A 25,568-nucleotide genomic window follows, 5' to 3' on the forward strand; every position below is an offset into this window, starting at 1 on the left:
GCCGAACCGCCACCCGCAAAACATCTGGACTTGCCACCGCATACGGTGGACGCATTCCATCGCGGCGACTTCTGGCTGGTGCAGCCCAGCGACAGCGGCCACCGCGCCGGCATGGACGCCTTGATGCTGGCAGCCGCCGTGCCGGGAACTTTCGCCGGCCGGCTTGCCGATTTCGGCGCAGGTGCGGGTGCTGCCGGCCTTGCGGTTGCGTCGCGCTGCAGGCAGGCCAAGGTACAACTTGTCGAGCTCACCACGGATATGGCGCGCTTCGCCGAGGCGACGCTCGCTTATCCCGGCAACGCCTCGCTGCGCGAGCGCGCGTCGGTGCTCGTCGCCGATGTCGGCCTTTCCGGCAAGGCACGCACCGAGGCAGGCCTTGCCGACGCCTCGCTCGACTTCGTCATCATGAACCCGCCCTTCAATCCTGCACATCACCGGCCGACACCGGACGCGCTGAAGCGGCAGGCGCATGTCATGGAGGACGGGCTGTTCGAAAGCTGGCTCCGGAGTGCTGCCGCCATGGTCAAGCCGCGCGGCGGCCTCGCCATCATCGCCCGGCCGGAGCAGCTCGCAGCGATCCTTACGGCCCTCGAGGGCCGCTTCGGCAAGGCCGAGATCGTACCGGTGCATCCGCGCGCCGACGCGGCCGCGATCCGTATCATCGTGCGGGCGGTTCGCGCCTCGCGGGCGCCGTTGACGCTCTGCCCGCCGCTGGTCCTGCGCGATCCCGGCGACAGCTTCTCGCAACGCGCCGACGACATAAGCAACGGCCGCGCGTCGCTTTTCGGCGATTGAAGCTTTTCGGCGCCAGAACTGGGCCGAAGCATTGCGGTTGTCGCGGGAATACATACATCCGCATGACCAGAGACCGGAGAGATTACGTGAAGAACCTGTTCCGCCGCCTGCTGCCGAGATCTATGCGAGGCGGCGAGATCGTCATCCCCGTCATCAGGCTGCAAGGCGCGATCATGTCGGGCGGCAGCCAGTTCCGGCCGACGCTTTCACTGGCAAGCACAGCCGGGCTGATCGAAAAGGCCTTCTCGATTTCCAGCGCGCCCGCCGTGGCCATCTCGATCAATTCGCCGGGCGGTTCGCCGGTACAGTCGCGCCTGATCTTCAAGCGCATCCGCGACCTTGCCGCCGAGAAGAACAAGAAGGTGCTGGTCTTCGTCGAGGACGTCGCCGCATCGGGCGGCTACATGATCGCCATTGCCGGCGACGAGATCTTCGCCGACCCGTCCTCCATCGTCGGCTCGATCGGCGTGGTATCGGCCTCGTTCGGCTTCACCGACCTGATCAAGAAGATCGGCGTCGAGCGCCGCGTCTACACCGCCGGCGCCAACAAGGCGACGCTCGATCCGTTCCAGCCGGAAAAGGCCGAAGACGTCGAGCGGCTGAAGAAGCTGCAGCTCGAAGTGCACGAGACCTTCATCGAGATGGTCAAGGAGCGCCGCCGCGGCAAGCTCAAGGACGACCCGGACCTGTTTACCGGCCTGTTCTGGTCGGGCAAGAAGGGCCTCGAACTCGGCCTCGTCGACGCGCTCGGCGACATGCGCACCGTGCTCAAGGACCGCTATGGCCCCAAGGCCGAGCTTAAGCTGATCACAGCACCGCGCGGCCTGTTCGGCCGCAGGCTCGGCCTCGGCTCATCCCTCGGCTTCACGCCTGAAGCAGCCGGTGCGGTTGCCACCGGCCTGGTGGATGCGGCGGAAGAACGCGCATTGTGGAGCCGGTTCGGCCTTTGAAAAAGCCGAAACGGCGGATTATCATGTGGGGACAGCCCCGGCCGGCCGGAAACGGCACCGAAGGGAGGAGAATGAAATGCCGCAGCTCATCTTTTTCGCGCTTGTCGGCGTGGTCGCCTATATCGGCTACCGCTCCTTCATCAAGGAGGCCGAACGGGTGACTGCCAAGGTGCGGCGCAACGAGAAGCAGCGCCAGACCGGCGCCAACGGGACACTGGTCAAGGATCCCGAAACCGGCGAGTACCGGCTCGAGAAAGACTGATGCCCCGCCCGTGACCTTCAACAACGTTCCGCTCGCCGAACTCGCCCCGGCCAAGATCAATCTGGCGCTGCATGTCACCGGCCGGCGCGATGACGGCTATCATCTGCTCGAAAGCCTTGTCGTCTTTGCCGAGCTTGGCGACCGCATCACCGTTGCGGCGGCAACAGAGGACGGTTTCGTCGTCAACGGCCGCTTTGCCGCCGATGTGCCGGTCGATGGCGGCAACCTCGTGCTCAAGGCCCGGGACGCGCTGCGCGCTGCCTTTCCCCATCACACCACCCAGCCGGTCGCCATAGCGCTCGAAAAGAACCTGCCGGTCGCCTCGGGCATCGGCGGCGGTTCGAGCGACGCGGCTGCCGCGTTGCGCGCCCTGAGCCGCCTTTGGCGCCTGCCGGCCGATGCCGCAACCCTTGCCCGCCTCGCCTTGCCGCTTGGCGCCGACCTGCCGATGTGCCTGGCAGGGCATCCGCTGATCGCCCGCGGCATCGGCGAGCAGCTCGCCCCGGTCAGGCATTTTCCTTCGCTGCCGATGGTGCTGGTCAATCCCGGCATCGCGGTGGCGACACCGAGCGTCTTCCGGGCGCTGGCCTCACGTGAAAATCCCCCTCTCGCGCCGCTCGACAGCGCCGATACCGTGCTTGACTGGCTGACAACCAGCCGCAACGACCTCGAGCCTGCAGCAATGTCGATCGAACCCTCGATTGTCGCGGTGCTGAGCACCCTTCACAATTCGGGTGCCGCCTTCGCCCGCATGTCGGGATCGGGTGCCACCTGTTTCGGCATCTTCGACAGCAACGCTGCCGCCGCGCACGCGGCGACGGCGATCTCCGCAGAGCGCCCCGGCTGGTTCAGCGCCGCCACAACGACCCGGACCTAGGAGCCCAACATAATGGCCAGCGAGCCCCGCCCCTTCGTTCCCGTCCGCATCGCGGTGCTGACCGTCTCCGACACCCGCACGCTGGCCGATGACAAGTCAGGCCAGACGCTAGCCGACCGCATCACCGAAGCCGGGCACGTGCTCAAGGCGCGCGACATCGTCACCGACGACAAGGACAAGATTCGCGACCGCGTCACCGCCTGGTCGCTCGATGCCGAAATCGACGTGATCATCACCACCGGCGGTACCGGCTTCACCGGCCGCGACGTCACGCCGGACGCGCTGGAGCCGATCTTCGAAAAGCGCATGGACGGCTTCTCGGAGGTATTCCACCGCATTTCCTACGACAAGATCGGCACGTCGACGATCCAGTCGCGTGCCACCGGCGGCGTGCTCAACGCCACCTTCGTCTTCGTGCTGCCGGGGTCGCCAGGGGCGTGCCGCGACGCCTGGGACGGCATTCTCAAGGCGCAGCTCGATTACCGCCACATGCCGTGCAATTTCGTCGAGATCATGCCGCGGCTCGACGAGCACCTCAGGCGTGGCGGCACCAAGTCAGCCTGAAGCCAGGGCGTCTTTCGCAATTTCCGGCGAAATGTCGCTGCTGGAATTGCCCTAGCGCGGCGCGACGACGATTTCGGCATCCAGCGTCTTCATGGCAAGTCCGCGCGCGATGCCTTCGGCGTCCGCCCCGTTGCGACCCAGAACAGCTGCCTGTTTCCTGGTGATGACCAGCCCCTGCTCCAGAGCGCGCGGCCGCGACGTCACCCGTTCCCAGAACGGACGGTTGCTCGCCCGCGACCGGGTGAAGCGCGCCGCCATGGTCAGCCGGCTCATGTGGCGAACAGCATCCTCGGTCCAGCCTTCGGCCAGCCGCGCGCCCGGCTCGAGCAGCAGCAGCCAGTCGCTCCTTGCCTGCGCGATGCCCGCCTGGATGCCGCCCTTGGCGAGATAGGCGCAGCCGGCATGTTCGGCGACATAATGGGTCTGGTCGGTGGAGCCGAGGTCACAGACGATCACCTCGCGCACGACACCCTCGACGGCGCCGCCGACCAGCGCCGCCAGCGTGCGGGCCAGCCCCTCCTCGTCGTCCCTGGTCTCGATCAGAACGCTCAGCATATCCAGCCGCATATCGGAAAGCCGGCCGAAGCGCCAGCCTCGCGGCCCGGAGAACAAAGTTCTTGCTTTGTTCTATTTTCCAAAATAGGAATAGTTTCATGCCGAACGAATCGACGGGCGGCCTCTTTCCCTCGGGGAGATAGCGAAATGGAACCCATCGCACGGGCCGATATTGCCGCTTTCAAGGGTGGCGGAGCCGGAATGGCCAATGCCATGATCGAGGAAAGCGGCCTGCGCATCAACCATGAGCGCCGACGCGGCCGCGGTGCCGGCGTCAACCCGTCGGGGCGCTACGAACCGGTCAGCCGCCATGTCTTCGACGACGGCTGGAGCACAATCGAGGAGCTGCCGCCGTTCAAGACCGAGGTCCAGGTCGAGAAGCCGCGCACCATCATCACCCGCAACGAGTCGCCCGACATCTCATTCGACCGCTCGATCAATCCCTATCGTGGTTGCGAGCATGGTTGCGTCTACTGTTTCGCCCGCCCCACCCACAGCTATATGGGCCTGTCGGCCGGGCTCGATTTCGAATCCAAGCTGTTTGCCAAGCCGGATGCGGCGCGGCTGCTCGACCGCGAACTGTCGAAGGACGGTTACCAGCCGCGCACCATCGCCATCGGCACCAACACCGATCCCTATCAGCCGATCGAGAAGCACTGGCGCATCATGCGCGAGGTGCTCGAGGTGCTGGAGGCGCGCAACCATCCTGTCGGCATCGTCACCAAGTCGGCAATGGTCACACGCGACATCGATATCCTCAGCCGCATGGCCGAAAAAGGCCTGGCCAAGGTGGCGCTGTCGGTGACGACGCTCGACCGCATGCTGGCGCGCACGATGGAGCCTCGGGCCGCGACGCCGACGAAGCGGCTCGAAGCTATCCGCCAGCTCTCCGATGCAGGCATTCCGGTCTCGGTGATGGTCGCGCCGATCATCCCAGGCCTCACCGACCAGGAGATCGAGCGCATTCTCGATTCGGCCAAGGCCGCAGGTGCCACCAGCGCCGGCTACGTCATCCTGCGCCTGCCGCTGGAAGTCAGCCCGATCTTCAAGGACTGGCTGCTGCGCCATTATCCCGACAGCTATCGCCACGTGCTGTCGTTGATCCGCTCGATGCGCGACGGCAAGGACTACGATTCGGAATGGGGCAAGCGCATGAAGGGCAAGGGGCCCTATGCCTGGCAGATCGGCCGCCGCTTCGAGATCGCGGCACAGCGCCTGGGCCTCAATTCGGTGCGCACCCCGCTCCGGACCGACCTTTTCGAAGCCGGCCCCAAGGATCAGCTGCAATTGACGCTGCTTTGAAAACTCTGGCGGCGCCACCGTCCCAGAAAAGAAATTCCGTCCGGCCGTTCCCCGTGGCCAGTTGACGGTGCCTTCCCGAGCCGCCGCCCTAATCGGCCGGGAAGGTCTTGCGGAGGATCGGGGCCGATGCGAGCATCGCCGCACCATGGCTCGCCCGCGCTCCGATTCTCCACCCCTCTTCGAATTCATCGACAAGCCCGACTTCGCCTTCGAAACGAAAGCGATATCGGCTGGCCTGTGGCCATGCGCGGGCCTCGACGAAGCCGGACGCGGCCCCCTCGCCGGCCCGGTTGTCGCTGCCGCCGTGGTGCTCGACCCCGGCAACATTCCATCGGGGTTGGACGATTCCAAGCGCCTTACAGCCGCCCAGCGCGACGCGCTGTTCGACGAGGTGCTGTGCAAGGCCCTTGGCGTCGCCGTGGCGTCGGTTTCGGCCGACAGCATCGACCGCAGCGATATCCGCAAGGCGAGCCTGGAAGCGATGCGCCGGGCGCTTGCCGGCCTGCCGGTGGCGGCGAAGTCGGCGCTGGCCGACGGCCGCGACGTGCCGCCCGGCCTCGCCTGCACCTGCCGCGCCCTTGTCAAGGGCGACCAGCGCTCGCAATCCATCGCCGCCGCCTCGATCGTCGCCAAGGTGACGCGCGACCGCATGATGTCTGTCTGCGGCTCGAACGACAACCGCTACGGTTTCGAAGTCCATATGGGCTACGCCACCGCGCGCCACAGGGCGGCGATCATCGAGCACGGCGCATCGCTTCGGCTGCACCGCATTTCCTTTGCCCCGTTCAGGGACTAACCACGGCAGAAACGCCTGGCGCCTAACCCTGCCCACTCTGAAGTGGCGACGTCCCGAGCCTGACGTCAAGTTCGGCAAGATCCGCAACGAACCAGATCGACTTGCCCTTGTTGGTCTCGCGCACGAAGTCACGCAGCGCACCACTTTCTTCCAGCGCCTGCGTGATGTCGCCGACGATCACGCAGCCCAGGCCGTAATTCACAAACTTCTGAAACACCTCGCCGGCAATGCCGGTGCTGAGCTTGAGAAAATCCGGGGCAAGCCTTTCCACGGGGATGGCGAGGACTTCGGCCTCGTTCGACCACGCCTCGCTGATGAAGTCATTGGCGTCGCTGGGCGCGCGCAGCAACGAGCCGCTCCGGCTGAAAAGAAGCACGCGGGATTTGCCGATTTCGACGATCTGGATCATGTGACCCGGCTAGCAGCGGCCGCGGCAAGGTGCAAGCCGCACCGGAGCAGCTCCTTGCCAAACGAAAGACAGTCGCCCCTGGCTGTCCTGAAAACAAAAAAGCCGCCGGAAATTCCAGCGGCTTTTTCAAATCTGCCCGGCTGCCTGACTTAATTGGCGGCTCGACTTAGTTGAGCTTGGCCTTCAATTCCTGAACCGAGCCCTTGAATAGGTCGGCGTTGGTCTTGGCGTCGGCCTTGCCGGCGAAGATCTGGCGAGCTGCCTCGACCGCGAGGTCGACAGCGTTGGCGCGAACTTCGTTGACGGCGTCGCGTTCGGCCTGGCCAATCTTGAGCTCGGCAAGTGCGGTCCGGCGAGCAACGTACTCTTCGGTCTTCTTGTGCGCTTCTTCGGCGAGAAGGCCGGCTTCGCGCTTGGCCAGATCGACGATGTCGGCGGCCTCCTTCTCGGCTTCCTTGCGCTTGCGCTGGTACTCGGCGAGCAGCTGCTGGGCTTCTTCACGAAGCCTGCGTGCGTCTTCGAGTTCGGCGCGGATGCGTTCGGCGCGCTCGTCGAGCGACTTCGAAAGCATGCCCGGCACCTTCAGGTACAGGACGACGCCGACGAAGATGACGAGAGCGACTGTGGCCCAGAATGTTGCGTCCATGGCCCCTCTCCTACTTGCTCGCTGCCTTGACGGCGGCGGCGATGTCAGCCTTGTCGACCTTGCCTGCGCCCAGTGCCTGGACGATCGCGGCAGCGGTGTCCTCGGCGATGGTGCCCACTTCCTTCATGGCATTGGCCTTGATGGTAGCGATGCGTGCTTCCGCAGCGGTCAGCTTCTGGTCGAGCCCGGCTTCGACTTCCTTGCGCTTGGCTTCGGCTTCCGCCTTGGCTTCGTCGCGTGCTTCCTGGCCGATGGCGTTTGCCCTGGCCTTGGCCTCGGCAAGCTCCTGCTCGTATGCGGCGACCGCCGCATCCGCCTCGGACTTCATCCGGGCAGCCTGGTCGAGATCCCCGGCGATGCGATCGCGGCGCACCTCGAGGATGCCGCCGACACGCGGCAGCACGACGTTCTTCAGGAAGAGATAGAACAGGCCGAAGGTGATCGCGAGCCAGAGCAGCTGCGACGGATAGTTCGACGTATCGAAAGGCGGAAACAACCCACCACCGCCATGCTCCGCACCCGTTTCGGTGTGCGCAGTGGTGGCGTCGGTAGAATGAGCTTCCCCGGCCGCAGGTGCGACTTCCTCGGCGTAACCCGGCGTGACAAACATCTCTATCCCCTGTCATCCCACCGGCCGCAACACGCGGCCGGTCAACTCGCTTGCGCGGCTCTTATGCGAAGAGCAGGAGCAGAGCGATGAGGAGCGAGAAGATGCCCAGAGCTTCGGTAACGGCGAAGCCGAAGATCAGGCGGCCGAACTGGCCGTCAGCTGCCGACGGGTTGCGCAGGGCACCCGACAGGTAGTTACCGAAAATGGTGCCCAGGCCGATGCCTGCGCCGCCCATGCCGAGACAAGCGATGCCTGCGCCGATTGCCTTTGCTGCTTCAACTTCCATTGTCCAACTCCTTGTGGATCGAAATTTAGTTGCGGTATCCAAGACGGCGGCAGCCGCCGTCGAATTAGTGGCCCGGGTGCAGGGCGTCGTTGAGGTACATGCAGGTCAGCACCGCAAACACATAGGCCTGCAGGAACGCGACCAGGACTTCCAGGCCGGTGATCGCGACCGTCATGAACAGCGGCAGGATCGAGCCGACGACGCCGACAGCACCGAATGCGCTGAGCGAAGTGACGAAACCAGCGAAAACCTTGAGCGTGATGTGGCCGGCCAGCATGTTGGCGAACAGACGAACCGACAGGCTGATCGGACGCGACAGGAACGAGATCACTTCGATCAGGACGACCAGCGGCACCAGGATGCCAGGCACACCGTGCGGGACGAAGAGTTTCAGGAAGCCGAAACCGTGCTTCATGAAGCCGTAGACGATGACCGTACCGATGACCAGCAGCGCCAGCGCGAAGGTGACGATGAGATGGCTGGTGACGGTGAAGAAGTAAGGGAACAGGCCGATCAGGTTGGCGACGAGCACAAACATGAACAGCGAAAACACCAGCGGGAAGAAACGCATGCCCTGGGGACCCGCCGCGTCTCGTAGCATCGAGGCGACAAATTCGTAAGACATCTCCGAAACCGACTGCAGGCGGCTCGGCACCAGGCCGCGGCTCGACGTCGTCAGGAACAGGAAGGCGCTGGCGGCGACCACGGTGGCAACCATGAAGGCGGACGAGTTGGTGAAGGAGAAGTCGAGGCCGCCGATCTCGATCGGAATCAATTTCGAGATCTGAAACTGATGAATTGGATCGTTGGCCACGCTGGCCCCCCTTCGCCTAAATTGCGCCTTGCGGCGCTGCTATTTCTTTTCCGGTTCGTCCGACGTCTTGTCGGGCGACCTGATACCGGCCTCAGTAACCATTCCTGCCGAACGCAGGACATTGAGCACACCGGCGCCGAAGCCGAGCAGCAGAAACACGATCAAGCCCCATGGCGACGTGCCTGCCATCCGATCGATGATCCACCCCAGACCGACACCAACCGCGATCCCGGCGATGAACTCGCTGGACAGCTTGAGTGCCTGGCCGTAGCCGGTCACACCATTCGACCTTGTACTCTTTTCCCCCTCGCGGGCAGTCTGGCGTCTTGTCGCAAGCGTTGCTTCAAGCTGTTGCCGACGGCGCTCGAGTTCGTCGTCGCGGTGATCGTTCTCGGCTCGATTTTCAGGCCGGGAGTTTCCATTTCCGCCTGGGCCCGAAGGCTTGGCCATTGCAAACTCCCACCCGGTCCGAGCGTATCCGTTCGTCCGCTTCAAAGTCGCCGGCAACATAGTTAGAGGGCCCCTGCCCGTCAAGCCACGGGGAGGCCCATCTAACTAAGTATTTTATGTAGGAAAATCAGCTAGTTGTCGAAGTGCGACATCCTGCCCGTGGCTCCGCTCGGTGATCGCCCGCCGAATCCGCGTGCAATCCGGCGACTGGCCGACTCCATGAGCCCGGCCGGAAGCGATCAGCTCCAGCCGCCGCCATAGGTGCGGTAGAAGATATGCAGGCCGATCTTGGTCATCTTCTTCATGCCGCGCGCCCAGCCGGGATTCACGTAGTTGGCGTAGTAGTGGGTCGAGGAGCCGACTTCCGGGATGAAGATCTTTCCGGCGGTCACCGCCATGGCGACGTCCTGCGCGGTCTTGTAGTGCGAGGGACTGGTGACGCGGTCCTTGATGCCGTCGCAGGCAAACGAGAACTGGCAGCGGTTGAACCAGCCGTCATTCTGATAAACGACGCCGCAGATGGTTCCGGGATAGGCCGGGTTGCGGACGCGGTTGAGGATGACCTGGGCGACCGCTGCCTGGCCGCGCACCGATTCGCCGCGCGCCTCGAAGTAGATGCCGCTGGCGAGGCAGGCCTGCTCGGCCTTGGAGAAGACGCCTGCCGGCAGCGGATTGGCCAGCCACCAGTGGTCGCCCTTGCCCATCGGCGGGATGAAGCGGCCGCCGGCCTCGTCGTCGTCGCGCAGCAGTGCCTCGAAGGGCGAGGCCTTGGCATAGTCGGGCGCGGCCGGTGCGTAAGCTGTCGCCAGGATGTCGGCCTTGTCGTTGTTGACCAGCGAGGCCAACATGGCCGGCACGCCGCGCGTCGCGCGCTTTTCGGTTTCCTTGACGTGGAAGGAGCCGGCGATCTGGACTTCCTTGCCCTTGATCGCGGGCTTGGCGAAGGTCAGCTTGAGGCCGCTGTCGAGGGCGGGGCGCAGAAGCGAACTGGTGCGCTCGAACACCGAGCCGGCGGTGAAGTTCTTCGGCGGACTGACCCTTGAGATGTTGACGATGCGGGCCTTCTTGTCGACGCGGACGATGCGGTCCTCGTCAGGCAGGTCGGACGACCCGAACTTCTTGCCGCGAAACGCGACGGTGCCGACACCGGCGATCTTGACGCCCGAGCCCGAGATCGGACCGGTGATGATGCCGTCGACGAACGGCATTTCAGCGGCATGGACCGAGCCGGCGGCAGCTTTCTCGACATAAGCGCCCCAGCGCGTGTCCTTGTTCTCAAGGCCGGAGACGAGGCTAGTAATGTCCTGATAGGCGGCAACGGTGGGAAAGCCGAGCCAGATGCCCAGGCCGATGACGGCCGGCGCCAGGAACGAACGTCTTCCCTCGCGGGCAGCAGCAAACCGCCGCTTCACAACACCTCGATGCACGGAAACTCTCCAGGACGCAACACACCCTACTGGAGAGGAAAATGATGCATTAACCTTGATGGAGCGTTAACGGGCGCAACCTTGGCGCAATGCAACAAGGGGCGGGCGCAATGCAAAAAGGGCCCGCTTGCGCGAGCCCTTCGATGTTTCATTTCTTTTTCTTGGCCCGCCCGGCGAACGGGTTGTCAGAAGCGCGCAGCGCCATGCGGATCGGCACGCCGGGCATGTTGAAGGCGTCGCGCAGGTTGTTGACCAGATAGCGCACATAGGACTGCGGTATCACGTCGGGGCGCGAGCAGGACAGGACGAAGCCAGGCGGCCGGGTCTTTGCCTGGGTGATGTACTTGATCTTGAGCCGGCGGCCGGCGACGGCGGGCGGCGGATGATGGGCGAGGATGCCCTCGAGCCAGCGGTTGAGCTTGCCGGTCGAGACACGGCTGTTCCAGACCCGGTGCGTCTTCATCACCGCGTCCATCAGCTTTTCCAGCCCGCGGCCGGTCTCCGCCGACATCGGCACTGCCTGCAGGCCACGCGCCTGCGGCAACAGCCGCTCGGTCTTCTCGCGCAGTTCGGCCAGCGTCTCCTGCGGGTTGTCGATGAGATCCCACTTGTTGAAGGCGATGACCGGCGCCCTGCCCTCGCGGATGATCAGGTCGGCGATCTGCAGGTCCTGCTTCTCGAACGGAATCGTCGCATCGAGCACGATGATGACGATCTCGGCAAAGCGGATGGCGCGCAGGCCGTCCTGCACCGACAGCTTCTCGAGCTTTTCCTGGACCTTGGCCTTGCGGCGCATACCGGCCGTATCGAACATCTTGATGCTGCGACCCTGCCAGTCCCAGTCGACCGAGATCGAATCGCGGGTGATGCCGGCCTCGGGCCCGGTGAGCAGGCGTTCCTCGCCGATCAGCGCATTGATCAGCGTCGACTTGCCGGCATTGGGCCGGCCGACGACGGCGATGCGCAGCGGTTTGGTCTCGTCATAGGCGGGCGCCTCCTCGGCGTCAGGATCGGCGATGTCCTCGCCGATCAGCACGTCGCTTTCGGCGATGTCGCCGGTCTCGTCCTCGTCATCGGCGAAAACGACGTCCTTGCCGAGGGCTTCGACGACGGCATCGCGCAGGTCGGGCATGCCAAGACCATGCTCGGCCGAGATCTGCACCGGTTCGCCGATGCCGAGCTCCCACGCTTCGAGCGCGCCGCCCTGGGCACCGCGCGCCTCGGATTTGTTGGCGACGAGCACCACCGGCTTGCTGGAACGGCGCACGATCTCAACGAAGGTTCGGTCGTCTGGCGTGAGACCCGCCTTGGCGTCGACCATGAAAAAGATGAGATCGGCTTCCTTGATGGCGATCTCGGTCTGCGCCCGCATGCGGCCCTGGAGGGTTGCCGCACCCGCATCCTCGAAGCCGGCCGTGTCGATGACATCGAAGACGAGATCGTAGAGCTTGGCCGCATGCACACGGCGGTCGCGCGTCACGCCGGGCGTGTCGTCGACAAGGGCGATCTTCTTTCCAACCAGGCGGTTGAAAAGGGTGGATTTGCCGACGTTGGGCCGGCCGATTATCGCGATCTTGAAAGCCATCGGGCCCGCATCACGACGCGTTGCCGGAACCGCGGATCAGTTCGGCCAGGAGGTTGGAGCGCTGACGCGCATTGCGCGGCGCGCCTTCGTCGGAGGAAATCTGCTCGAACAGCTTGAGCGCGTCGGCGAGCTTGCCTTCCTTCCAGGCGGCAAGGCCGAGCGCCTCGCGGGCCGAATGGCGCAGCGGGTTGGTGTCGTTGGTCAGCGCTTCGACGCGGCCGGAGACATCGGCATAGCTGCCGTTGTCGACGAGCAGCAGTGCCGCACGCAGGCGGGCGACATCACGAATGACATTGGGGATCGAGCTGTCGGCAGCCACTTCGTCGAAGCCGGCGATGGCCGCCTTGAAGTCCCCCTTGTTGGCCTGGACGGTGGCGGCACGCATGCGGGCGAGCAGTGGATAGGCGCCGTAGCCGTCCTTTTCGAGCGCATCGAATGCGGCAAGCGCCTCGTCGGCCTTGCCGGAATTGGCGAGCGTCAGCGCCTGCGAAAAGCGGTCGCCGGAGCTGTTGGCCTTGGTCTCGACCCAATATTCCCAGGCCACGAACAGGCCGGTGCCGATAACGATCAGCACGGCAACGACGATGGCTGCGGGGCCATAGCTGTCCCACAGGGCCTTCGCCTTCTCCTGGCGAATTTCCTCGTTTACTTCACGAAAGAAACTGTCGTCCGACATGCTGTCCAATCACCTCTGCCCCTCGGGGGCCGTTTGAGCCTGCGTTTTAGCGGAATTTCGCCGCCATGGAAGGGGGCGGGGCGGAAATTCGGTTCATACGGGTTCCGCGTGCAGTGAGAGCCGGTCGTGCCTTGCGAAGTCAACCTTTGACGTCATGCTCCTTCGCACCCCCCTCTGGCCTGCCGGCCATCTCCCCCACAAGGAGGGAGATCACGCCGTCATCAACGCCTCAGGCAATCACCACCGTAGCAGCGGCGGGATGAGCGCCGCCGGCGGAGCGACTAATCTCCCTCCTTGTGTGTGTGGGGGGGGGAGATGCGGTCCGCGCAGCGGACGAAAAGCCAACTACTTGGCTTTTCGAGCATCGAACGCCCGGCAGGCCAGAGGGGGGTGGGGCGGAGCGCGGCAGTGGAGATTTGCCCGTGGAATTTGGCGCCCGAAGCCATCACCCCGGCTCCTTGGTCCAAATGGACGCATAGGCGGCGGGACGCATCCATGCCACATTTCGGCCCTACCGGCTGATCTCGCCCCAATACCGAACAAGCCCCCCGAAATTGCATCGAAGTTCGACATGACCAAAGCGTTCCCAGTCAGTGCTTTCGTATCCGCGTCATTGGTCGCGTCCTCCGCGATGGCCGGGCCGGCGCCCAAGGTCGAGGACATCAAGAAGCCGCAGATCGTGCTGATCTCGTTCGACGGCGCGCATGACCTCGCGCAATGGCAGCGCAGCCGGGAGCTTGCGGCGCGGACAGGGGCGCGCTTCACCTATTTCCTGTCCTGCGTGTTCTTGTTGTCGCGCGAGACGCGCAGCAGCTACCAGGCGCCCGGCAAGTCGGCCGGCAAGTCGAATGTCGGCTTCGCCATGACCAGACAGGAGGTTGTCGACCGCCTCGGGCAGATCAACCTCGCCGCATCCGAGGGCCACGACATCGCCAGCCACGCCTGCGGCCATTTCGACGGCGGCAAGTGGAGCAAGGCCGAGTGGACCAAGGAGTTCGACGCGTTTTCGACAATCATGCGCGACGCCTACAGGATCAACGGCATCTCGCCCGAGCCGGATGGCTGGGCGAGGATCGCCGCATCGGTGAAGGGTTTTCGCGCGCCTTATCTCTCCGACAGCAAGGGGCTGACGGCAGCACTTCGCGACAGGGGTTTTGCCTACAATGCCAGCGGCGTGTCGCGCGGACCGGAAGAACCCAGGCTCGACGGCTCGATGATGGATTTTGCCCTGCCGGAGATTCCTGAAGGCCCCTCGGAGCGACGCATCATCGCCATGGACTACAATCTGTTCGTCCGCCACTCCGGCGGCGTCGACAAGCCCGCGGAAGCGGCAAAATACGAAAGCCGCGCCTACGGCGCGTTCCGCAAGGCCTTCGACACGCAATATGAAGGCGGCCGCATTCCGTTGCAGATCGGCTTCCACTTCACGCTGATGAATGACGGCGCCTATTGGCGTGCGCTGGAGCGCTTCGCCGGCGAGGTCTGCGTGAAGGCGGATGTCGAATGCATCAGCTATGCCGACTATGTCGGGCGGCAGAAGGATACAGTGCCGGTGCAGACCGGCGGGTGAGCTGGACGCGCGGGTAGGCCCACTCGCGCGAGCTTACGCCCTTACCCGTTGGGACATGGCCGTGATCAGTCATCAACGCCATGCAGCGCGACCAAAAACCATTCGCATCAACAGAGTCGCCATGCCGTGATAGCGAAGCCGCAAGAGGGTGCATAACGCGCCCCCTCAGCTACTTGCCGATAACTGCCTCCGGCGATCCAATGCCGATATCTGGCTCCGGCGATTGCGCTGGCCGGGGCGCCGGCACTCAGGCCGGCTCGCTCTCCGGTTCGGAGCCGGTCTTCTTCCGGTCGAGATAGCGCTGGTCGATATCGGGCAGCGCTTCACCCGACAGCGTCGCCTCAAACGCGCGCAGACGCTTGTGTACCGACTGCAGCTCGACGATCGTCGACCAGGAATTGAGCAGGAACTGCAGCGATCCGGTCACGCGGCCGAAGGCATTCGAGATCTGGTTCATCGGGCCCAATGTGATCTTGTGCGCGACGATCGACGGACCGAGGATGATGAAGGAGAAGATGTTGTCGGCCTGCAGGTAGGTGTAACGGACGACGTTGAAGTAGATGTAGTGGGCGTAGAGCCGGAAGTAGTTCTTGCGCACATTGGTGAAAAGCTCGGTGGTCGTCGCCGGCTGGGCACGCTCGGCGTGGTCCTCGCCATAGACCAGCTCCTTGCGGTAGGCGGCCTCGACGCGCTGGTTGCGGAACTGCAGGCCAGGCAGCTTCACACCTGCGAGCATGACCGACAGCGTGCCGAGCAAACACCAGCCGATCGCGGCGAGGATGAGCGGCTGCGGGACAGCGCCGATGATCGGCAGCTCGGTGATGTGCTTCTGCAACTCGATCAGAACAGGCAGGAAGGCGATCAGCGTCATGATCGACGCAACGAAGCTGGACCCCAGGTCTTCCATGATCTGGGCGAAACGCATGGTGTCTTCCTGAATACGCTGCGAGGCGCCTTCGATGTGGCGCAGCTTGCTCCAGTTCTGCATGAAATAGTCGTTCATGGCGGTGCGCCAGCGGAAGATCCAGTGCTGCACGACATAGGCGTTGACGACCGAAACGTTCATGCCGATCAGCGCCAGCCAGGCAAAGCTGGCCGCGCCGGCATAGAACTCGGCATTGGTCGAGTTGGTGGTGCCGCCCATCAGGCCCTGGACGTAATCGAAGAACGGGCCGTACCAGTTGTTCACGGCGACGCTGACCTGAACGTTGAAGTAGATCAGGAACAGGATGACCGAGGTGACGAGGATCGACCATTGCTGCCAGGGATGGGGCGAATACCAGCGCCAGAAGGCATAAAAGAGCAGGACGCCGGCGACATAGTAGATGTAGAACCAGATGAACGGTGCCGACAGGAACACCGTGATGCCGATGATGGGTGGCGTGCCCGGCGCCGCCGGAGGCAGGCCGAATACGGCGCCCAGCTGCGCCCCGCCGAAGAACCAGAACAGCACAAGCACCAGACTCCAGGCCGCAGCCGAGGTGAAGAACAGCTTCGGCTGCGGGAAGAACGATATGAACACGGTTCCGGGTTCCTTTCGGAGACGGGGGCATTGCCTGTTGGCCGCATGAAGTCACACTTCGTGGCACAAGGGAATCCCCTGCGGCGACCACCTGTTGCAATGCGAGCCGGATCGTGGCGATTTTCCGCACCGGAATATTACAGTTTGGTCATCTAGACAGTTCGGGGAGCGTATGAACCAGTCAGCCCTTGCCGCAGCCGGCCTCTATGCGGGCCTGAACGCGCTGATATTGCTGTGGCTGACCATGGCAACCGCGCTGGTGCGGCGCAGGCACATGGTGGTTATCGGCGACGGCGGGGTGGCGCATCTCCGCCGTACGATGCGCGGCCATGCCAACGCCATCGAGAACATCCCCGTGATGCTGGTGCTGCTGGGATTTGCGGCAGCGCTCGGCGCGCCCGTCCTGGCGATCCATCTGCTGGGTGCTGCCTTCACCGTCGGCCGCACGCTGCATGCCTGGCATTTCAGCCATGCCGAGGCGGCGCAGTGGCAGCGGGCGACGGGCTTCGGGCTCAGCGTGCTGACGCTTGGCGCGGCAACTCTCGGCGTGCTCGGCCACGCCCTCCTTCTGCTCTAGGCGCGGCACTCGCCCGGTACCGGCAAAGCAGGCCGGAAACCGCGGCCGAGCGGCAGATCGGCGAGCTCGCGCTCGTCCATGCGGGCGATGTCAGGATGGGAGAGCGGATCGCGCAGCCAGGCGAGGAAACGCTCGCTGTCGATGCCGTGGTTGTCATGCTTGACTTGAAGCAGGGTGGCGAGGCTTGAGAAAATCTTCATCTGACTTCTCCTGGGCGTTGATCCTTTCACGCTATTTTCGCTACAAACGCTGACGCTACAATCAAGAAATGCCGAAGCCGGAGTTTAGAAAATCTCAAGTCGGGCACTCAATCGCGTTCTCAATCGCGTCCATCTCAACGGGCTCCGCGCGGTGGAGAGCGTCGCGCGCTGCGGTTCGCTGGTCAAGGCGGCAGAGGAGCTCGGCGTATCGGCCAGCGCGGTCAGCCAGCAGATCGGCCGCACCGAGGCGCAGCTTGGCCGTGCCATCTTCCAGCGCACCGGCGCGGGACTGGCGCTGACTGCCTTCGGAGCGGAGTTTTGTGCGCGGCTTACGACCGGCTTTCAGGAGCTGGGCCGCGCGGTGGCGCTGGCCGACGAGGCGGTAAGCAACGTGCTGGTGGTGTCGGTGGCACCGGCTTTTGCCTCGCGCTTCCTGGTGCCGCGGCTCAACCGCTTCAACCAGCGCCATCCCGAAATCAAGCTCAGGATCGACGCCTCGACCGGGCTTGTCGATCTCGACCATTCCGACGTCGACCTCGCCATCCGCATGGGCGACGGCACATGGCCCGATGTGCGGGCGGAGCTTTTACTGGCGCAGGAGGTGTTTCCGGTCTGCGCGCCGGCGCTGGCCGCAAAGCTCAAGGAGCCGGCCGATCTCACGCATCTGCCCGTCATCGCCGACGAGAGCACGATGATCAGCTGGGAGCGCTGGTTCGAGGCGGCGGGGCTGGCAAAGCCGTTTCCTGTGCAACGGGCGGGGCCGTCCTTCACCGACCCGATCCTCGGTATCGACGCGGCGGTGGGCGGACAGGGCGTGGCGCTGGCCTGGCAGTTGCTGTCGGCCGATGCACTTGCCGACGGAAGGCTGGTGGCGCCGTTCGGCATCACGGTCGCCAGCGGACTCGGCTATTACCTCGTCAGCTCGAAGCTGGAGCGCCCCGGCCGCAAGCTGCGCGACTTCTCGACATGGCTGCGCGAGGAAGTGGCAACGACGATGGCAAGATTCGGCACGCGGGCGGAGTAGCCGGGCCGAATTTGGGCGTGCGACTGCGGCCTGGCGACCAGATCTCGGAAGGCCTCACTTCGGGACCGCGGCCTCGTAGGCCTCGGGCTTGAAGCCGACGAGGCGGTGGCTGCCGAGGTCGAGCATCGGGCGCTTGATCATCGATGGCTGGGCGTGCATCAGGGTGATCGCCTTTTCGGCGTCGAGGCCTTCCTTCTCAGCGTCGGGCAGCTTCTTGAAGGTGGTGCCGGCGCGGTTGAGCACGGTCTCCCAGCCGAATTCCTTGACCCAGCTCTCCAGGCTTTTGCGGTCGATGCCCGAGGCCTTGTAGTCATGGAAGTCGTAGGCGACGCCGTGACCTTCGAGCCAGGTCCGGGCCTTCTTGATCGTGTCGCAATTCTTGATGCCGTACATTTTGATCGACAAGACCGGGCCTCCGCAAGCGCGGCCGGCCGGGCGGACCCGACTCGGCCAGTTTCAGGTCCGGCTAGGTTCTACACCTCGGCAGCTTTGGCAAGCGCGTGGCGCCAGGCGACCGCCTCGACTTCGACCATGATCTCGGGCAGGACGAGCGCGGTGACGACCATGGCGGAGGCGGCCGGCGGATTGTCGGCGAAGATGCGGTTCTTGACCACGGCATAGGCCTGGTAGGCTTCGGCACTGGTCAGGTAGCAGCGCAGCGAGACGACATGGGCGAGCGTCAGCCCCGCCTCGGCCAGCACCGCTTCGATGTTGCGGAACACCTGCTCGGTCTGCCCGGCGGGATCGCCGACCGCGATGATCTGCTTGTCCTTCAGCGCCACCTGCCCGGACACGAGTACGAAGTCGCCGCAGCCGACGGCCTGGCTCATGCCGGGGAAGGCCATGCCTGGAGGATTGAGACGTTCGACGTTGCTCATGGCCGTCCTGCTCCCGATGCTGGCGCGCGGACGACATCGATGCGCCCTCCCCTCAGCTTCACCGTCATCTCAGGGTCGTGGTGCGGGGCAATACAGATGTAGAGGTCGCGACCGTCGGCCCCACCGAGCATGCAGGCATAGGGGTTGGCATCAGGGATGACGACCCGCTCAACGATCTCGCCAGCCGGACTGATGCGCAGCACCATCTTTTCGTAAGGCGATGCAGCCCAGATGTGCCCCTCGGAGTCGAGGCAGATGCCGTCGGGCACATGGCCGTCGATCGCAGCGAACAGCCGGCGGTTGGACAGGCTGCCGTCGGCTGACATGTCGAAGGCGGTGAGACGGGCGGCCATCGACTCGGCGATGACGAGCGTGCGACCGTCAGGTGAAATCACCGCACCGTTGGGGCACATCAGGTCGTCCGCGGCAACACTGATGGAGCCATCCGGCGCGACAGCGGCCAGCACCGTCGGCGCCGGGGGCTGGCCGGCGTAGAAGTCGAAGCCGATGTTGCCGACATAGGCGCGGCCTTCACCGTCGACGACCATGTCGTTGGAATGGAACGGGTGGACGCCGGCGAGATCGGCATGAAGCACGAGTTTGCCGTCGCCAAGCCGTCGGAACAGCTTACGGTCGTTCATCGAGACGACGAGCAGGTCGCCGTCCGGCAGCCAGCCCATGCCGGATGGGCCGCCGGGAACGGCGAAGCTGTCGCACCTGATTCCGGCGGCATCCAGGACGTGGACGAGGCCGTCATGCTGGTCGGCGAACCACAACTGGCCGTCATGCCAGCGGGGGCATTCGGGATAGACAAATCCCTCCGCGATCGTGCGCACAACCATCGTCATGCCGGAACCCGGGCGCAAGCGCTGAGGATTTCGCCGAGCTTCTTGATGCCGCGCTCGATGATGTCTTCGCTAACATGGCTGTAGGCAAGGCGCAGGAACTGGCGGCCGTCGCTCTCGCCCATGAAACGTTCGCCGGGGCGGAAGAAGATGCCTTCCCTCGCCGAAAGCTCGGCGGCGCGCTGCCAGTCGACGCGCTCGTCGATTTCGAGCCAGAGATAGAACGAGCCCTGCGGCATGCGGAAGGTGACGTAGTTGCCGCAATGGTCGCGCACGGCGCCCGCTGCCGTCTCGGCCTTGCTTTTGTAAACCTTGTTGACTTCGGCGATATGCTCGTCGAGCAAGCCTTCCGAGATATAGGATGTCATGACGCGGGCATGCCACTGACCGACGCCGAGATCCTGGCGCACGGCGGCGATGGGTTCGATGGCGGCAGCCGGACCGGCGATCCAGCCGAGCCGCAGTGCGGGAGCGACGATCTTGGAGAAGCTGCCGCACTGGATGACGCGCTCGTCGGTGTCGAGGCTGAGCAGCGTCGGCAATTCCTCGCCGGCGAAACGCAGGTCGCCATAGACATTGTCCTCGATGATGAGAAAGTCATGTTCGCTGGCGAGCTTGAGCAGTTGCTTGCGGCGCGGCACCGACATCTCGGTGCAGGTTGGCGTCTGGAAGGTCGGGATGGTGTAGACGACCTTGACCTTCTTGCCCTCGGCTTTGACTTTTTTCAGCAAGGCTTCGAGCTTGTCGATGTCCATGCCGTGGTCGTCGACCGGCACTGTGCGCAGGTCGCCGCCGGCCATCTGCATGAAGCGCAACGCATAAGGGAAGGACGCCGCCTCGGCGACGACGACGTCGCCCGGATTGACGTAGCCATTGGCGGCAAGGGCGATGCCCTGCACCGAACCCGAGGTCAGGATGACGCCAAGAGTGCCGAGCTGCTTGCCCTGGGTGCGTTCAATGCGGTCAGCGATCTCCTTGCGCAAGCCCTTGAAGCCGAAGACCAGCTCCTCATAGCCGGTGGCCGGGTCGAAATAGTCGAGCACCTTGGCGCCGTGCTCGTCGAGCGCCTTGCGGGCGAGGCGAACGAGGTCCTCGGTGGGAAACGTCTCGGGCGCTGCCAGTCCCTGGTCGAAATTGAAGATCGCCGGCACTTCGGGATCCGGGAAAAACAGCGCCGGCCCGGAACCGGAGAGCTTGGCGCGCAGATGATCGACAGACATTGTTTCCTCCTTGATGATCGTTGTCAGCTTGTCTTGGTGTCCGGGACGAAGGTCCCCGAGGTGATCGGGCTCTCGCGGTTGCGGCGCTTGAGCGAGCGGGCGAGCGTGCCGCGGAAGGCTGCCCAGCGTTCGCGCCAGCTGGCGGCAAGGCCGGCCTGGACCACCCGCAGCCCGCCATAACAGGGGAATGGCTGACCGGTCAGGGCGAGACCGGCGAGCCGCCACAGCACCGAGCGCTTCTTGGTGCCGTGGTCGTCATGCATGGCTTCGAGTTCGGCAACGGAGAACGCCTCCTCATGGATGTAGCCGGCGACGAGCGCATCCTCGATCAACTGCCTGCCGCGTACGGTTCGGGCAATGTGCATGTTCCAGCCGTCGCCGGCCTCGCGATGGCTCGGCTTGCCATCCTCCATGACCCAGCAATCGCCGGCGACGACGTCGGCGTGCTCGCCTGTGCCGTCAGCGCAGATCTTGCAGCGGAACATCAGCTCGTAGGTGAGATTAGAGAACCATGTCTCGTCATAACTCTGGCTGTGCGCCCTGCCCTGCCGCGTGTGCAGATAGGTCGGACCGGGCCAGCCATGGCCGCGATAGCGGAACTCGTCGACGTCGCGGTGGTCCTCGCCGAAGCGCCTGACGATGTTGTAGGTGGCGGCAATGCTGGGATTGCCGCCGCAGACCATCGCCAGCATGTAGGGGATCTGCAGGTCGACGCGCGGATCGACAAGCGCCAGGTTGCGCAAGGTGGCGACGTCGCAGGGCTTGCCGACGAACGCGAAGCGGCGGCCGCTGTCGAGCAGCGCTGCGATGTCCTTCAGCGGCGCCGACGGCCCGTAGCGGGAGCCCGACGAGGCAACGATCTGCTCGCGCGTGGTGTTGAACCTCGGTTCGTTGTGCAGCGGGTTGTCGCTTGCGACGCCGGTCTGCAACACGCCGTCGACCTCGCCGCTTTCGACCAGATAGACCGCGAGCGCGGTGAGCACGCCGCCGGTGGCGCTCCTGAAGCGAATCTCCTTGTCGGTCGCATGGCCCTTGGCGAGATGCAGCATCGCGCCGAAAATGCGGTGCGGCTTGGCCTTGGCTGGTGCCGCGCCCTGCTGCGCGCGCCCGGCACATATCTCCAGCACCGCCTGCTGCTCGCCCTTGTCGAGCGGGCGCTGGCCGCGCGGCCGCATGAAGCCTTCAGGCGACATATCCATGCGCAGGGCGTCGCCTCCGAGCAGGCTCGCGCAAGCGCCGCAGCCGGTGCAAAGCCCACGCTCAACAATCTCCTCGATGCTTGCCGCAGCACGCATGCGCCATCCTCCCGGCGACAGCCTCGCGGCCATCGCCCCAGCGACAGGTTTTCGATCTCAGCTGTTGGCTCAAGTTATAGGTCGGCGGTGTTTGCCCGGGCAAATTGCCAATCCGAATGACCGACATCAGCCTGAGTGATCCCGGCAGGCGTCCGGAAAACAATCGTCGAGCACGCCGCGAACCCAATCATGCGCCGGGCTGCCTTCAGAGGCCGGGTGCCAGTAGAGCCAGGTCTGAAGCGGCGGCATGCGGAAAGGCCGGGGCAGCGCAACGAAACCATCTTCGGGCAGGAAGTGCCGGACGAAGGAGGTCGGAATTGTGAGGCAGAGGTCGCTGCGCGACAGGATGGCGGCAGCGGCCAGGCAATGTTCGAGATGCACCGCCACCTGCCGCTTCAGCTTCATCCGGGCCAGCGCGCCGTCGACCAGATTGGCAAAGCGCGGGCGATTGGAGATGTGCAGGTGGCTGAGCGCCATGTAGCGCTCGATGGTGAAGGGTTCGGTCGCCGCCGGATGGCCCCGGCGCATGACACAGACGAATTCGTCACTGAAAAGCAGGCGCTGGCCGAAACCATCCTCGGCCAGCGGATGCGACTCGACGGCGAAGTCGATCTCGCCCGAGGCCAGGCCGGGAAACAGGTCGCGCTCGGCAAGGAAGCGGTTGCGCACCGTCAGCCTCGAGCCCAGCCGGTTCAACTCGCCGACAAACGGCGCCAGCACGACCGCCTCGGCATAGTCGCTCATGCTGAAGGAGACGATTCGCTCGGAGGCGAGCGGGTCGAAGCGCTCGTGCCGTGCGAGCGTGCGATCGAGCGCGGTGAGCGCTTCACGGACAGGGCCGATCAGCGTTTCGGCGAGCGGCGTCGGCGCGATGCCCTGCCGGGCACGGACGAACAGCTGGTCGCCGAAGATGTCGCGCAGGCGCGCCAGGCTGTTGGAAACGGCGGGCTGGGTGACGTTGAGCGTTTCGGCGGCACGGGTGATGCTGGCCTCGCCGTAGACGGCCTCGAAGACATGCAACAGGTTGAGGTCGAGCTTTGCCAGATTGCGCAGGACCACACCCCACCTCCTCCATCCCCGGCTGCGCCGCTCCATTGGCGAGAATGGACATTACCTACGCTGATCGAAGCCGCAGCCTCGTCCGAAGGGACTAGGAGGATGGTTCTTGCCGGAGATATTGCCGCGAATTACATAGGTATCTAATGATAATCAAAAGAACAAAAGGGGGATCGACATGAGCAGCGCCGAGCTGAAGAGCGCGTTTTTTGACGAATTGCTGAAGGTCAACCGCAAGCTCAGGACGATGTTCGACGCGCGGGTGAAGGAGCGCGGCCTGACGCTGGCGCGCGCCCGACTGATGATGCAGATCGCCAAATGCGAGGGCAAGACGCAGGCCGAGCTGGCAGAGCAGATGCAGATCGAGCAGCCCTCGCTGGTCGGGCTCATCGACGGGCTGGAGAAGAAGGGGCTGGTGGTGCGCTGCACCACCGACGGCGACCGGCGCACCAAGCGCATCTTTCTGACGCCGACGGCGCGGCGCGAGGCCGACAGCATGTTCGCCGACGTCGCCGAGCTGCGCTGCCTGGTGCTTACCGGTGTTGACGACGCCGACATCGAAAGCGCGACCCGCGTGCTGCGCGTGCTGAGCGAGAACATCGGCGCGGCGGCCGTGGACTGACGCCCAAACAGAAAGGGCGCCCGAAACGAGCGCCCTTCCCATGCAAGGTCGTCGGGGGCTTACGCCTTGCGGTGGAGCGGGTGGGCCGACAAGGCTCTAGCCTCAGCCGATGACCTTTTCCGACTTCGGGGCGGCATTGGCGGCTTTTTCCTCTTGAGGAAAAAGCTCGGCCGGGCGCTTGAGCACGAACTGGTCGGCGGCAACGATGTAGTTGTCGGCGTGGAGACGGGCGATCGGCTGGTAGACCTCGGGCCGGACATAGCGGCCGCGCTCATCGAGGCAGTCGTCGCGAACATACATCTGCACGACGTCGCCAATGACGATGGTGCGGCGGCCATAATCGAGGATCTGCGACACACGGCACTCCATGGCGCAGGGCGATTCCTCGATGCGGGGTGCCGCGACCTTTTTCGACGGCGTGCTGGTCAGGCCGGCGAGCTCGATCTCGTCGACGTCGGCGGGGAAGTTGATGCCGGTGACGATCATCTCGCTGGCAATCGCCATGTCGACCATGTGGACGACGAACTCGCCGGAGCGGCGGATGTTGGCGACGGTGTCCTTGGCGGTGCCATCAGGACGGGTCTGCATGCCGAGGATGAGCAGCGGCGGCTCATGTGAGAAGACGTTGAAGAAGCTCATCGGCGCGGCGTTGTTGCAGCCATGCTCGTCGATGGTGGTGACCAGCGCGATGGGGCGCGGTCCGACGAAGTTGGTGAGCAGCCGGTAGCGGTCCATTTCGGGCAGCTCGGCGAAATCGAAATCCATTTTTTCTCCCTCAGACCGCAATCCGCAGCATGTGGTGGGTGCCGATATCATACACCCGAAGCACCGGCGCCTCACCTTTCCGGACGGCAGACCCGCGCCACCATGTAGCAGGTCGGTTCCCGGCTCCATCCATCGCACGCTGTCATCGTATCCAATTATTGTCAACAATCGTTGTCGACAGATTTGTTGACTTGCCGCGCTTTTAGGTTTGAATAGGTTGGAGCCGCATATCGGGACGAACGGGAGGAGGATTGGATGGACGCTGAAGCAGGCATGCGGCATGCCACCGATCAGGAAATCTACGAGAAGATCTGGAGCGCCATCGCCGAGCGGCAGATCGGCCCCGGCACGCGGCTGAAAGAAGAGCAGCTTGCCGACATCTTCGGCGCCAGCCGGGCACGCATCCGCCATGTGCTGCAGAACCTCGCCCGCGACGGCCTGATCACACTGGTTCCCAATCGCGGTGCGTTCGTATCCAAACCGTCGATCGAGGAAGCGCGCGACGTGTTCTTCGCCCGCCGCACCATCGAGGAGCGTCTGGTCGAGCGGCTGTGCGCCACCATCGACGCCGCCGGCATGGCCCGGCTGCGCGAGCATGTCGACCAGGAACGCAAGGCCCACCAGGATGGCGACACCGCCGAGGCGATAAGGCTTTCGGGCGCGTTCCACATGCTGATCGCCGAGTTGGCGCAATCGCAGATCCTCGCCACCCTGCTGCGCGATCTGGTTTCGCGGACGTCGCTGATCATGGCGATGTACCAGCAGAAGGAAATCCAGAACTGCGGCCCCGACGAGCATGCGGCGATCGTGCAGAGCATCACCGCGCGCGACGCCAAGGAGGCACTTGCCGTCATGCACCACCACCTCGCCCATATCGAAAACCAGCTCGATCTCGAAAGCGAACGCGTGCTCGCGCGTGACCTAGAAGACATTCTGGGGCTGTAGCCCCGGTTTGACATGGCTTGCGGAAGTCCGGCTCGGACTTCCGCA

31 protein-coding genes are annotated in these 25,568 nt (G+C 64.5%); 12 read left to right on the forward strand and 19 right to left on the reverse strand.

The genetic code is table 11. The features are described 5' to 3' along the window. The first annotated feature begins 24 nt into the window (after positions 1–24). From H5P29_RS25280 to moaB, 5 genes are all read left to right on the forward strand, one after another. A complete protein-coding gene (locus tag H5P29_RS25280) occupies positions 25–795 on the forward strand; it encodes a tRNA1(Val) (adenine(37)-N6)-methyltransferase (protein ID WP_246670876.1) in 771 nt (256 codons plus the stop codon). Between the two features lie 86 nt (positions 796–881). Further along, complete coding sequence (locus H5P29_RS25285) at positions 882–1,745, forward strand: S49 family peptidase (RefSeq protein ID WP_182575241.1); 864 nt, start codon at positions 882–884, stop codon at positions 1,743–1,745. 76 nt (positions 1,746–1,821) lie between these two features. After that, complete coding sequence (locus tag H5P29_RS25290; RefSeq protein WP_067964658.1) at positions 1,822–2,007, forward strand: NfeD family protein; 186 nt, start codon at positions 1,822–1,824, stop codon at positions 2,005–2,007. Positions 2,008–2,017: 10 nt separating this feature from the next. Continuing rightward, positions 2,018–2,884, forward strand: coding sequence for a 4-(cytidine 5'-diphospho)-2-C-methyl-D-erythritol kinase (locus tag H5P29_RS25295; RefSeq protein ID WP_067964660.1), 867 nt, complete (start codon positions 2,018–2,020; stop codon positions 2,882–2,884). Between the two features lie 12 nt (positions 2,885–2,896). Further along, positions 2,897–3,448: a molybdenum cofactor biosynthesis protein B gene (moaB, locus tag H5P29_RS25300; RefSeq protein ID WP_067964662.1), complete on the forward strand. Its 552-nt coding sequence runs from the start codon at positions 2,897–2,899 to the stop codon at positions 3,446–3,448. Positions 3,449–3,499: 51 nt separating this feature from the next. Here moaB and H5P29_RS25305 read toward each other — a convergent pair whose 3' ends face one another. Further along, complete coding sequence (locus tag H5P29_RS25305; protein ID WP_067966971.1) at positions 3,500–4,003, reverse strand: glycosyltransferase; 504 nt, start codon at positions 4,001–4,003, stop codon at positions 3,500–3,502. Positions 4,004–4,150: 147 nt separating this feature from the next. On the opposite strand from H5P29_RS25305, the gene H5P29_RS25310 reads away from it, so the two are divergent. Both H5P29_RS25310 and H5P29_RS25315 read left to right on the forward strand, forming a co-directional pair. Next, positions 4,151–5,305, forward strand: a complete 1,155-nt coding sequence (locus tag H5P29_RS25310) for a PA0069 family radical SAM protein (RefSeq protein ID WP_067964664.1) — start codon at positions 4,151–4,153, stop codon at positions 5,303–5,305. A gap of 145 nt (positions 5,306–5,450) precedes the next feature. Further along, on the forward strand, positions 5,451–6,101 hold the full coding sequence (locus H5P29_RS25315) for a ribonuclease HII (protein ID WP_067964666.1): 651 nt from the start codon (positions 5,451–5,453) through the stop codon (positions 6,099–6,101). 22 nt (positions 6,102–6,123) lie between these two features. Here H5P29_RS25315 and H5P29_RS25320 read toward each other — a convergent pair whose 3' ends face one another. The 9 genes from H5P29_RS25320 to H5P29_RS25360 all read right to left on the reverse strand — a co-directional run bounded on the left by H5P29_RS25320 (position 6,124) and on the right by H5P29_RS25360 (position 13,004). After that, positions 6,124–6,510 (reverse strand): DUF4180 domain-containing protein, encoded by a 387-nt coding sequence (locus H5P29_RS25320; RefSeq protein ID WP_067964668.1) that lies wholly within the window; start codon positions 6,508–6,510, stop codon positions 6,124–6,126. A 166-nt stretch (positions 6,511–6,676) separates the two neighbouring features. Then, on the reverse strand, positions 6,677–7,156 hold the full coding sequence (locus tag H5P29_RS25325) for a F0F1 ATP synthase subunit B (protein ID WP_067964670.1): 480 nt from the start codon (positions 7,154–7,156) through the stop codon (positions 6,677–6,679). 10 nt (positions 7,157–7,166) lie between these two features. Next, the gene (locus H5P29_RS25330) at positions 7,167–7,766 is read right to left on the reverse strand and encodes a F0F1 ATP synthase subunit B (RefSeq protein WP_067964671.1); all 600 of its coding nucleotides are present in this window, start codon (positions 7,764–7,766) and stop codon (positions 7,167–7,169) included. A 61-nt stretch (positions 7,767–7,827) separates the two neighbouring features. Then, on the reverse strand, positions 7,828–8,052 hold the full coding sequence (locus tag H5P29_RS25335) for a F0F1 ATP synthase subunit C (RefSeq protein WP_067964673.1): 225 nt from the start codon (positions 8,050–8,052) through the stop codon (positions 7,828–7,830). A 64-nt stretch (positions 8,053–8,116) separates the two neighbouring features. Then, positions 8,117–8,866: a F0F1 ATP synthase subunit A gene (locus H5P29_RS25340; RefSeq protein ID WP_067964675.1), complete on the reverse strand. Its 750-nt coding sequence runs from the start codon at positions 8,864–8,866 to the stop codon at positions 8,117–8,119. A gap of 39 nt (positions 8,867–8,905) precedes the next feature. Continuing rightward, a complete protein-coding gene (locus H5P29_RS25345; protein WP_154386787.1) occupies positions 8,906–9,316 on the reverse strand; it encodes an AtpZ/AtpI family protein in 411 nt (136 codons plus the stop codon). 239 nt (positions 9,317–9,555) lie between these two features. Continuing rightward, positions 9,556–10,743 (reverse strand): cell wall hydrolase, encoded by a 1,188-nt coding sequence (locus H5P29_RS25350; protein WP_185910194.1) that lies wholly within the window; start codon positions 10,741–10,743, stop codon positions 9,556–9,558. A gap of 148 nt (positions 10,744–10,891) precedes the next feature. Beyond that, positions 10,892–12,328: a ribosome biogenesis GTPase Der gene (gene der, locus H5P29_RS25355; protein ID WP_154386788.1), complete on the reverse strand. Its 1,437-nt coding sequence runs from the start codon at positions 12,326–12,328 to the stop codon at positions 10,892–10,894. 10 nt (positions 12,329–12,338) lie between these two features. Further along, positions 12,339–13,004 (reverse strand): tetratricopeptide repeat protein, encoded by a 666-nt coding sequence (locus H5P29_RS25360; RefSeq protein WP_067964684.1) that lies wholly within the window; start codon positions 13,002–13,004, stop codon positions 12,339–12,341. A 571-nt stretch (positions 13,005–13,575) separates the two neighbouring features. On the opposite strand from H5P29_RS25360, the gene H5P29_RS25365 reads away from it, so the two are divergent. Then, entirely contained in the window at positions 13,576–14,574 is a 999-nt protein-coding gene (locus tag H5P29_RS25365) for a polysaccharide deacetylase (protein WP_067964687.1), read from the forward strand. 247 nt (positions 14,575–14,821) lie between these two features. Here the strand turns inward: H5P29_RS25365 and sbmA are convergent, their stop codons facing one another. Continuing rightward, positions 14,822–16,096: a peptide antibiotic transporter SbmA gene (sbmA, locus tag H5P29_RS25370; RefSeq protein ID WP_067964689.1), complete on the reverse strand. Its 1,275-nt coding sequence runs from the start codon at positions 16,094–16,096 to the stop codon at positions 14,822–14,824. Between the two features lie 172 nt (positions 16,097–16,268). Here sbmA and H5P29_RS25375 point away from each other — a divergent pair, with 172 nt between their 5' ends. Beyond that, on the forward strand, positions 16,269–16,673 hold the full coding sequence (locus H5P29_RS25375) for an MAPEG family protein (protein WP_067964692.1): 405 nt from the start codon (positions 16,269–16,271) through the stop codon (positions 16,671–16,673). Here H5P29_RS25375 and H5P29_RS25380 read toward each other — a convergent pair. Then, the gene (locus H5P29_RS25380; RefSeq protein WP_067964694.1) at positions 16,670–16,873 is read right to left on the reverse strand and encodes a hypothetical protein; all 204 of its coding nucleotides are present in this window, start codon (positions 16,871–16,873) and stop codon (positions 16,670–16,672) included. The two genes, H5P29_RS25375 and H5P29_RS25380, sit on opposite strands and share 4 nt — an antisense overlap. 151 nt (positions 16,874–17,024) lie before the next feature. Between H5P29_RS25380 and H5P29_RS25385 the strand changes: the two genes are divergently transcribed. Next, positions 17,025–17,897, forward strand: coding sequence for a LysR substrate-binding domain-containing protein (locus tag H5P29_RS25385; protein ID WP_246786998.1), 873 nt, complete (start codon positions 17,025–17,027; stop codon positions 17,895–17,897). 54 nt (positions 17,898–17,951) lie between these two features. On the opposite strand, the gene H5P29_RS25390 is transcribed toward H5P29_RS25385, so the two are convergent. The 6 genes from H5P29_RS25390 to H5P29_RS25415 all read right to left on the reverse strand — a co-directional run bounded on the left by H5P29_RS25390 (position 17,952) and on the right by H5P29_RS25415 (position 23,194). After that, positions 17,952–18,302: an ArsC family reductase gene (locus tag H5P29_RS25390; RefSeq protein ID WP_067964698.1), complete on the reverse strand. Its 351-nt coding sequence runs from the start codon at positions 18,300–18,302 to the stop codon at positions 17,952–17,954. A gap of 68 nt (positions 18,303–18,370) precedes the next feature. Beyond that, on the reverse strand, positions 18,371–18,775 hold the full coding sequence (locus H5P29_RS25395; RefSeq protein ID WP_067964700.1) for a RidA family protein: 405 nt from the start codon (positions 18,773–18,775) through the stop codon (positions 18,371–18,373). Next, positions 18,772–19,623, reverse strand: coding sequence for an SMP-30/gluconolactonase/LRE family protein (locus H5P29_RS25400; protein ID WP_154386789.1), 852 nt, complete (start codon positions 19,621–19,623; stop codon positions 18,772–18,774). The genes H5P29_RS25395 and H5P29_RS25400 overlap by 4 nt, the downstream gene beginning before the upstream one ends. Then, positions 19,620–20,840 carry a PLP-dependent aminotransferase family protein gene (locus H5P29_RS25405; RefSeq protein ID WP_154386790.1) on the reverse strand — a complete coding sequence of 407 codons (1,221 nt, stop codon included), beginning with the start codon at positions 20,838–20,840 and terminating at the stop codon, positions 19,620–19,622. The genes H5P29_RS25400 and H5P29_RS25405 overlap by 4 nt, the downstream gene beginning before the upstream one ends. A 23-nt stretch (positions 20,841–20,863) precedes the next feature. Continuing rightward, positions 20,864–22,135 carry a Coenzyme F420 hydrogenase/dehydrogenase, beta subunit C-terminal domain gene (locus tag H5P29_RS25410; protein WP_185910195.1) on the reverse strand — a complete coding sequence of 424 codons (1,272 nt, stop codon included), beginning with the start codon at positions 22,133–22,135 and terminating at the stop codon, positions 20,864–20,866. A 126-nt stretch (positions 22,136–22,261) separates the two neighbouring features. After that, on the reverse strand, positions 22,262–23,194 hold the full coding sequence (locus H5P29_RS25415) for a LysR family transcriptional regulator (protein WP_067964709.1): 933 nt from the start codon (positions 23,192–23,194) through the stop codon (positions 22,262–22,264). Between the two features lie 175 nt (positions 23,195–23,369). On the opposite strand from H5P29_RS25415, the gene H5P29_RS25420 reads away from it, so the two are divergent. After that, positions 23,370–23,813, forward strand: a complete 444-nt coding sequence (locus H5P29_RS25420) for a MarR family winged helix-turn-helix transcriptional regulator (protein WP_154386792.1) — start codon at positions 23,370–23,372, stop codon at positions 23,811–23,813. A gap of 102 nt (positions 23,814–23,915) precedes the next feature. On the opposite strand, the gene H5P29_RS25425 is transcribed toward H5P29_RS25420, so the two are convergent. Then, positions 23,916–24,578, reverse strand: a complete 663-nt coding sequence (locus H5P29_RS25425; RefSeq protein WP_154386793.1) for a flavin reductase family protein — start codon at positions 24,576–24,578, stop codon at positions 23,916–23,918. Between the two features lie 255 nt (positions 24,579–24,833). On the opposite strand from H5P29_RS25425, the gene H5P29_RS25430 reads away from it, so the two are divergent. After that, the gene (locus H5P29_RS25430; protein WP_067964715.1) at positions 24,834–25,523 is read left to right on the forward strand and encodes a GntR family transcriptional regulator; all 690 of its coding nucleotides are present in this window, start codon (positions 24,834–24,836) and stop codon (positions 25,521–25,523) included. The last annotated feature ends 45 nt before the right edge of the window (positions 25,524–25,568 follow it).

The sequence above is a fragment of the Aminobacter sp. MDW-2 genome, assembly GCF_014250155.1.
GTDB lineage: Bacteria > Pseudomonadota > Alphaproteobacteria > Rhizobiales > Rhizobiaceae > Aminobacter > Aminobacter ciceronei.

Excerpts from the sequence above, each read along its gene's own strand:
- H5P29_RS25405 (WP_154386790.1), bottom strand. The coding sequence starts at position 20,840 with ATGTCTGTCGATCATCTGCGCGCCAAGCTCTCCGGTTCCGGGCCGGCG.
- H5P29_RS25330 (WP_067964671.1), bottom strand. The coding sequence starts at position 7,766 with ATGTTTGTCACGCCGGGTTACGCCGAGGAAGTCGCACCTGCGGCCGGG.
- H5P29_RS25325 (WP_067964670.1), bottom strand. The coding sequence starts at position 7,156 with ATGGACGCAACATTCTGGGCCACAGTCGCTCTCGTCATCTTCGTCGGC.
- H5P29_RS25335 (WP_067964673.1), bottom strand. The coding sequence starts at position 8,052 with ATGGAAGTTGAAGCAGCAAAGGCAATCGGCGCAGGCATCGCTTGTCTC.
- H5P29_RS25310 (WP_067964664.1), top strand. The coding sequence starts at position 4,151 with ATGGAACCCATCGCACGGGCCGATATTGCCGCTTTCAAGGGTGGCGGA.
- H5P29_RS25305 (WP_067966971.1), bottom strand. The coding sequence starts at position 4,003 with ATGCTGAGCGTTCTGATCGAGACCAGGGACGACGAGGAGGGGCTGGCC.
- H5P29_RS25380 (WP_067964694.1), bottom strand. The coding sequence starts at position 16,873 with ATGAAGATTTTCTCAAGCCTCGCCACCCTGCTTCAAGTCAAGCATGAC.
- H5P29_RS25360 (WP_067964684.1), bottom strand. The coding sequence starts at position 13,004 with ATGTCGGACGACAGTTTCTTTCGTGAAGTAAACGAGGAAATTCGCCAG.
- H5P29_RS25430 (WP_067964715.1), top strand. The coding sequence starts at position 24,834 with ATGGACGCTGAAGCAGGCATGCGGCATGCCACCGATCAGGAAATCTAC.
- der (WP_154386788.1), bottom strand. The coding sequence starts at position 12,328 with ATGGCTTTCAAGATCGCGATAATCGGCCGGCCCAACGTCGGCAAATCC.
- H5P29_RS25375 (WP_067964692.1), top strand. The coding sequence starts at position 16,269 with ATGAACCAGTCAGCCCTTGCCGCAGCCGGCCTCTATGCGGGCCTGAAC.
- H5P29_RS25290 (WP_067964658.1), top strand. The coding sequence starts at position 1,822 with ATGCCGCAGCTCATCTTTTTCGCGCTTGTCGGCGTGGTCGCCTATATC.
- H5P29_RS25395 (WP_067964700.1), bottom strand. The coding sequence starts at position 18,775 with ATGAGCAACGTCGAACGTCTCAATCCTCCAGGCATGGCCTTCCCCGGC.
- H5P29_RS25320 (WP_067964668.1), bottom strand. The coding sequence starts at position 6,510 with ATGATCCAGATCGTCGAAATCGGCAAATCCCGCGTGCTTCTTTTCAGC.
- H5P29_RS25365 (WP_067964687.1), top strand. The coding sequence starts at position 13,576 with ATGACCAAAGCGTTCCCAGTCAGTGCTTTCGTATCCGCGTCATTGGTC.
- H5P29_RS25400 (WP_154386789.1), bottom strand. The coding sequence starts at position 19,623 with ATGACGATGGTTGTGCGCACGATCGCGGAGGGATTTGTCTATCCCGAA.
- H5P29_RS25425 (WP_154386793.1), bottom strand. The coding sequence starts at position 24,578 with ATGGATTTCGATTTCGCCGAGCTGCCCGAAATGGACCGCTACCGGCTG.
- H5P29_RS25345 (WP_154386787.1), bottom strand. The coding sequence starts at position 9,316 with ATGGCCAAGCCTTCGGGCCCAGGCGGAAATGGAAACTCCCGGCCTGAA.
- H5P29_RS25315 (WP_067964666.1), top strand. The coding sequence starts at position 5,451 with ATGGCTCGCCCGCGCTCCGATTCTCCACCCCTCTTCGAATTCATCGAC.
- H5P29_RS25410 (WP_185910195.1), bottom strand. The coding sequence starts at position 22,135 with ATGCGTGCTGCGGCAAGCATCGAGGAGATTGTTGAGCGTGGGCTTTGC.
- H5P29_RS25420 (WP_154386792.1), top strand. The coding sequence starts at position 23,370 with ATGAGCAGCGCCGAGCTGAAGAGCGCGTTTTTTGACGAATTGCTGAAG.
- moaB (WP_067964662.1), top strand. The coding sequence starts at position 2,897 with ATGGCCAGCGAGCCCCGCCCCTTCGTTCCCGTCCGCATCGCGGTGCTG.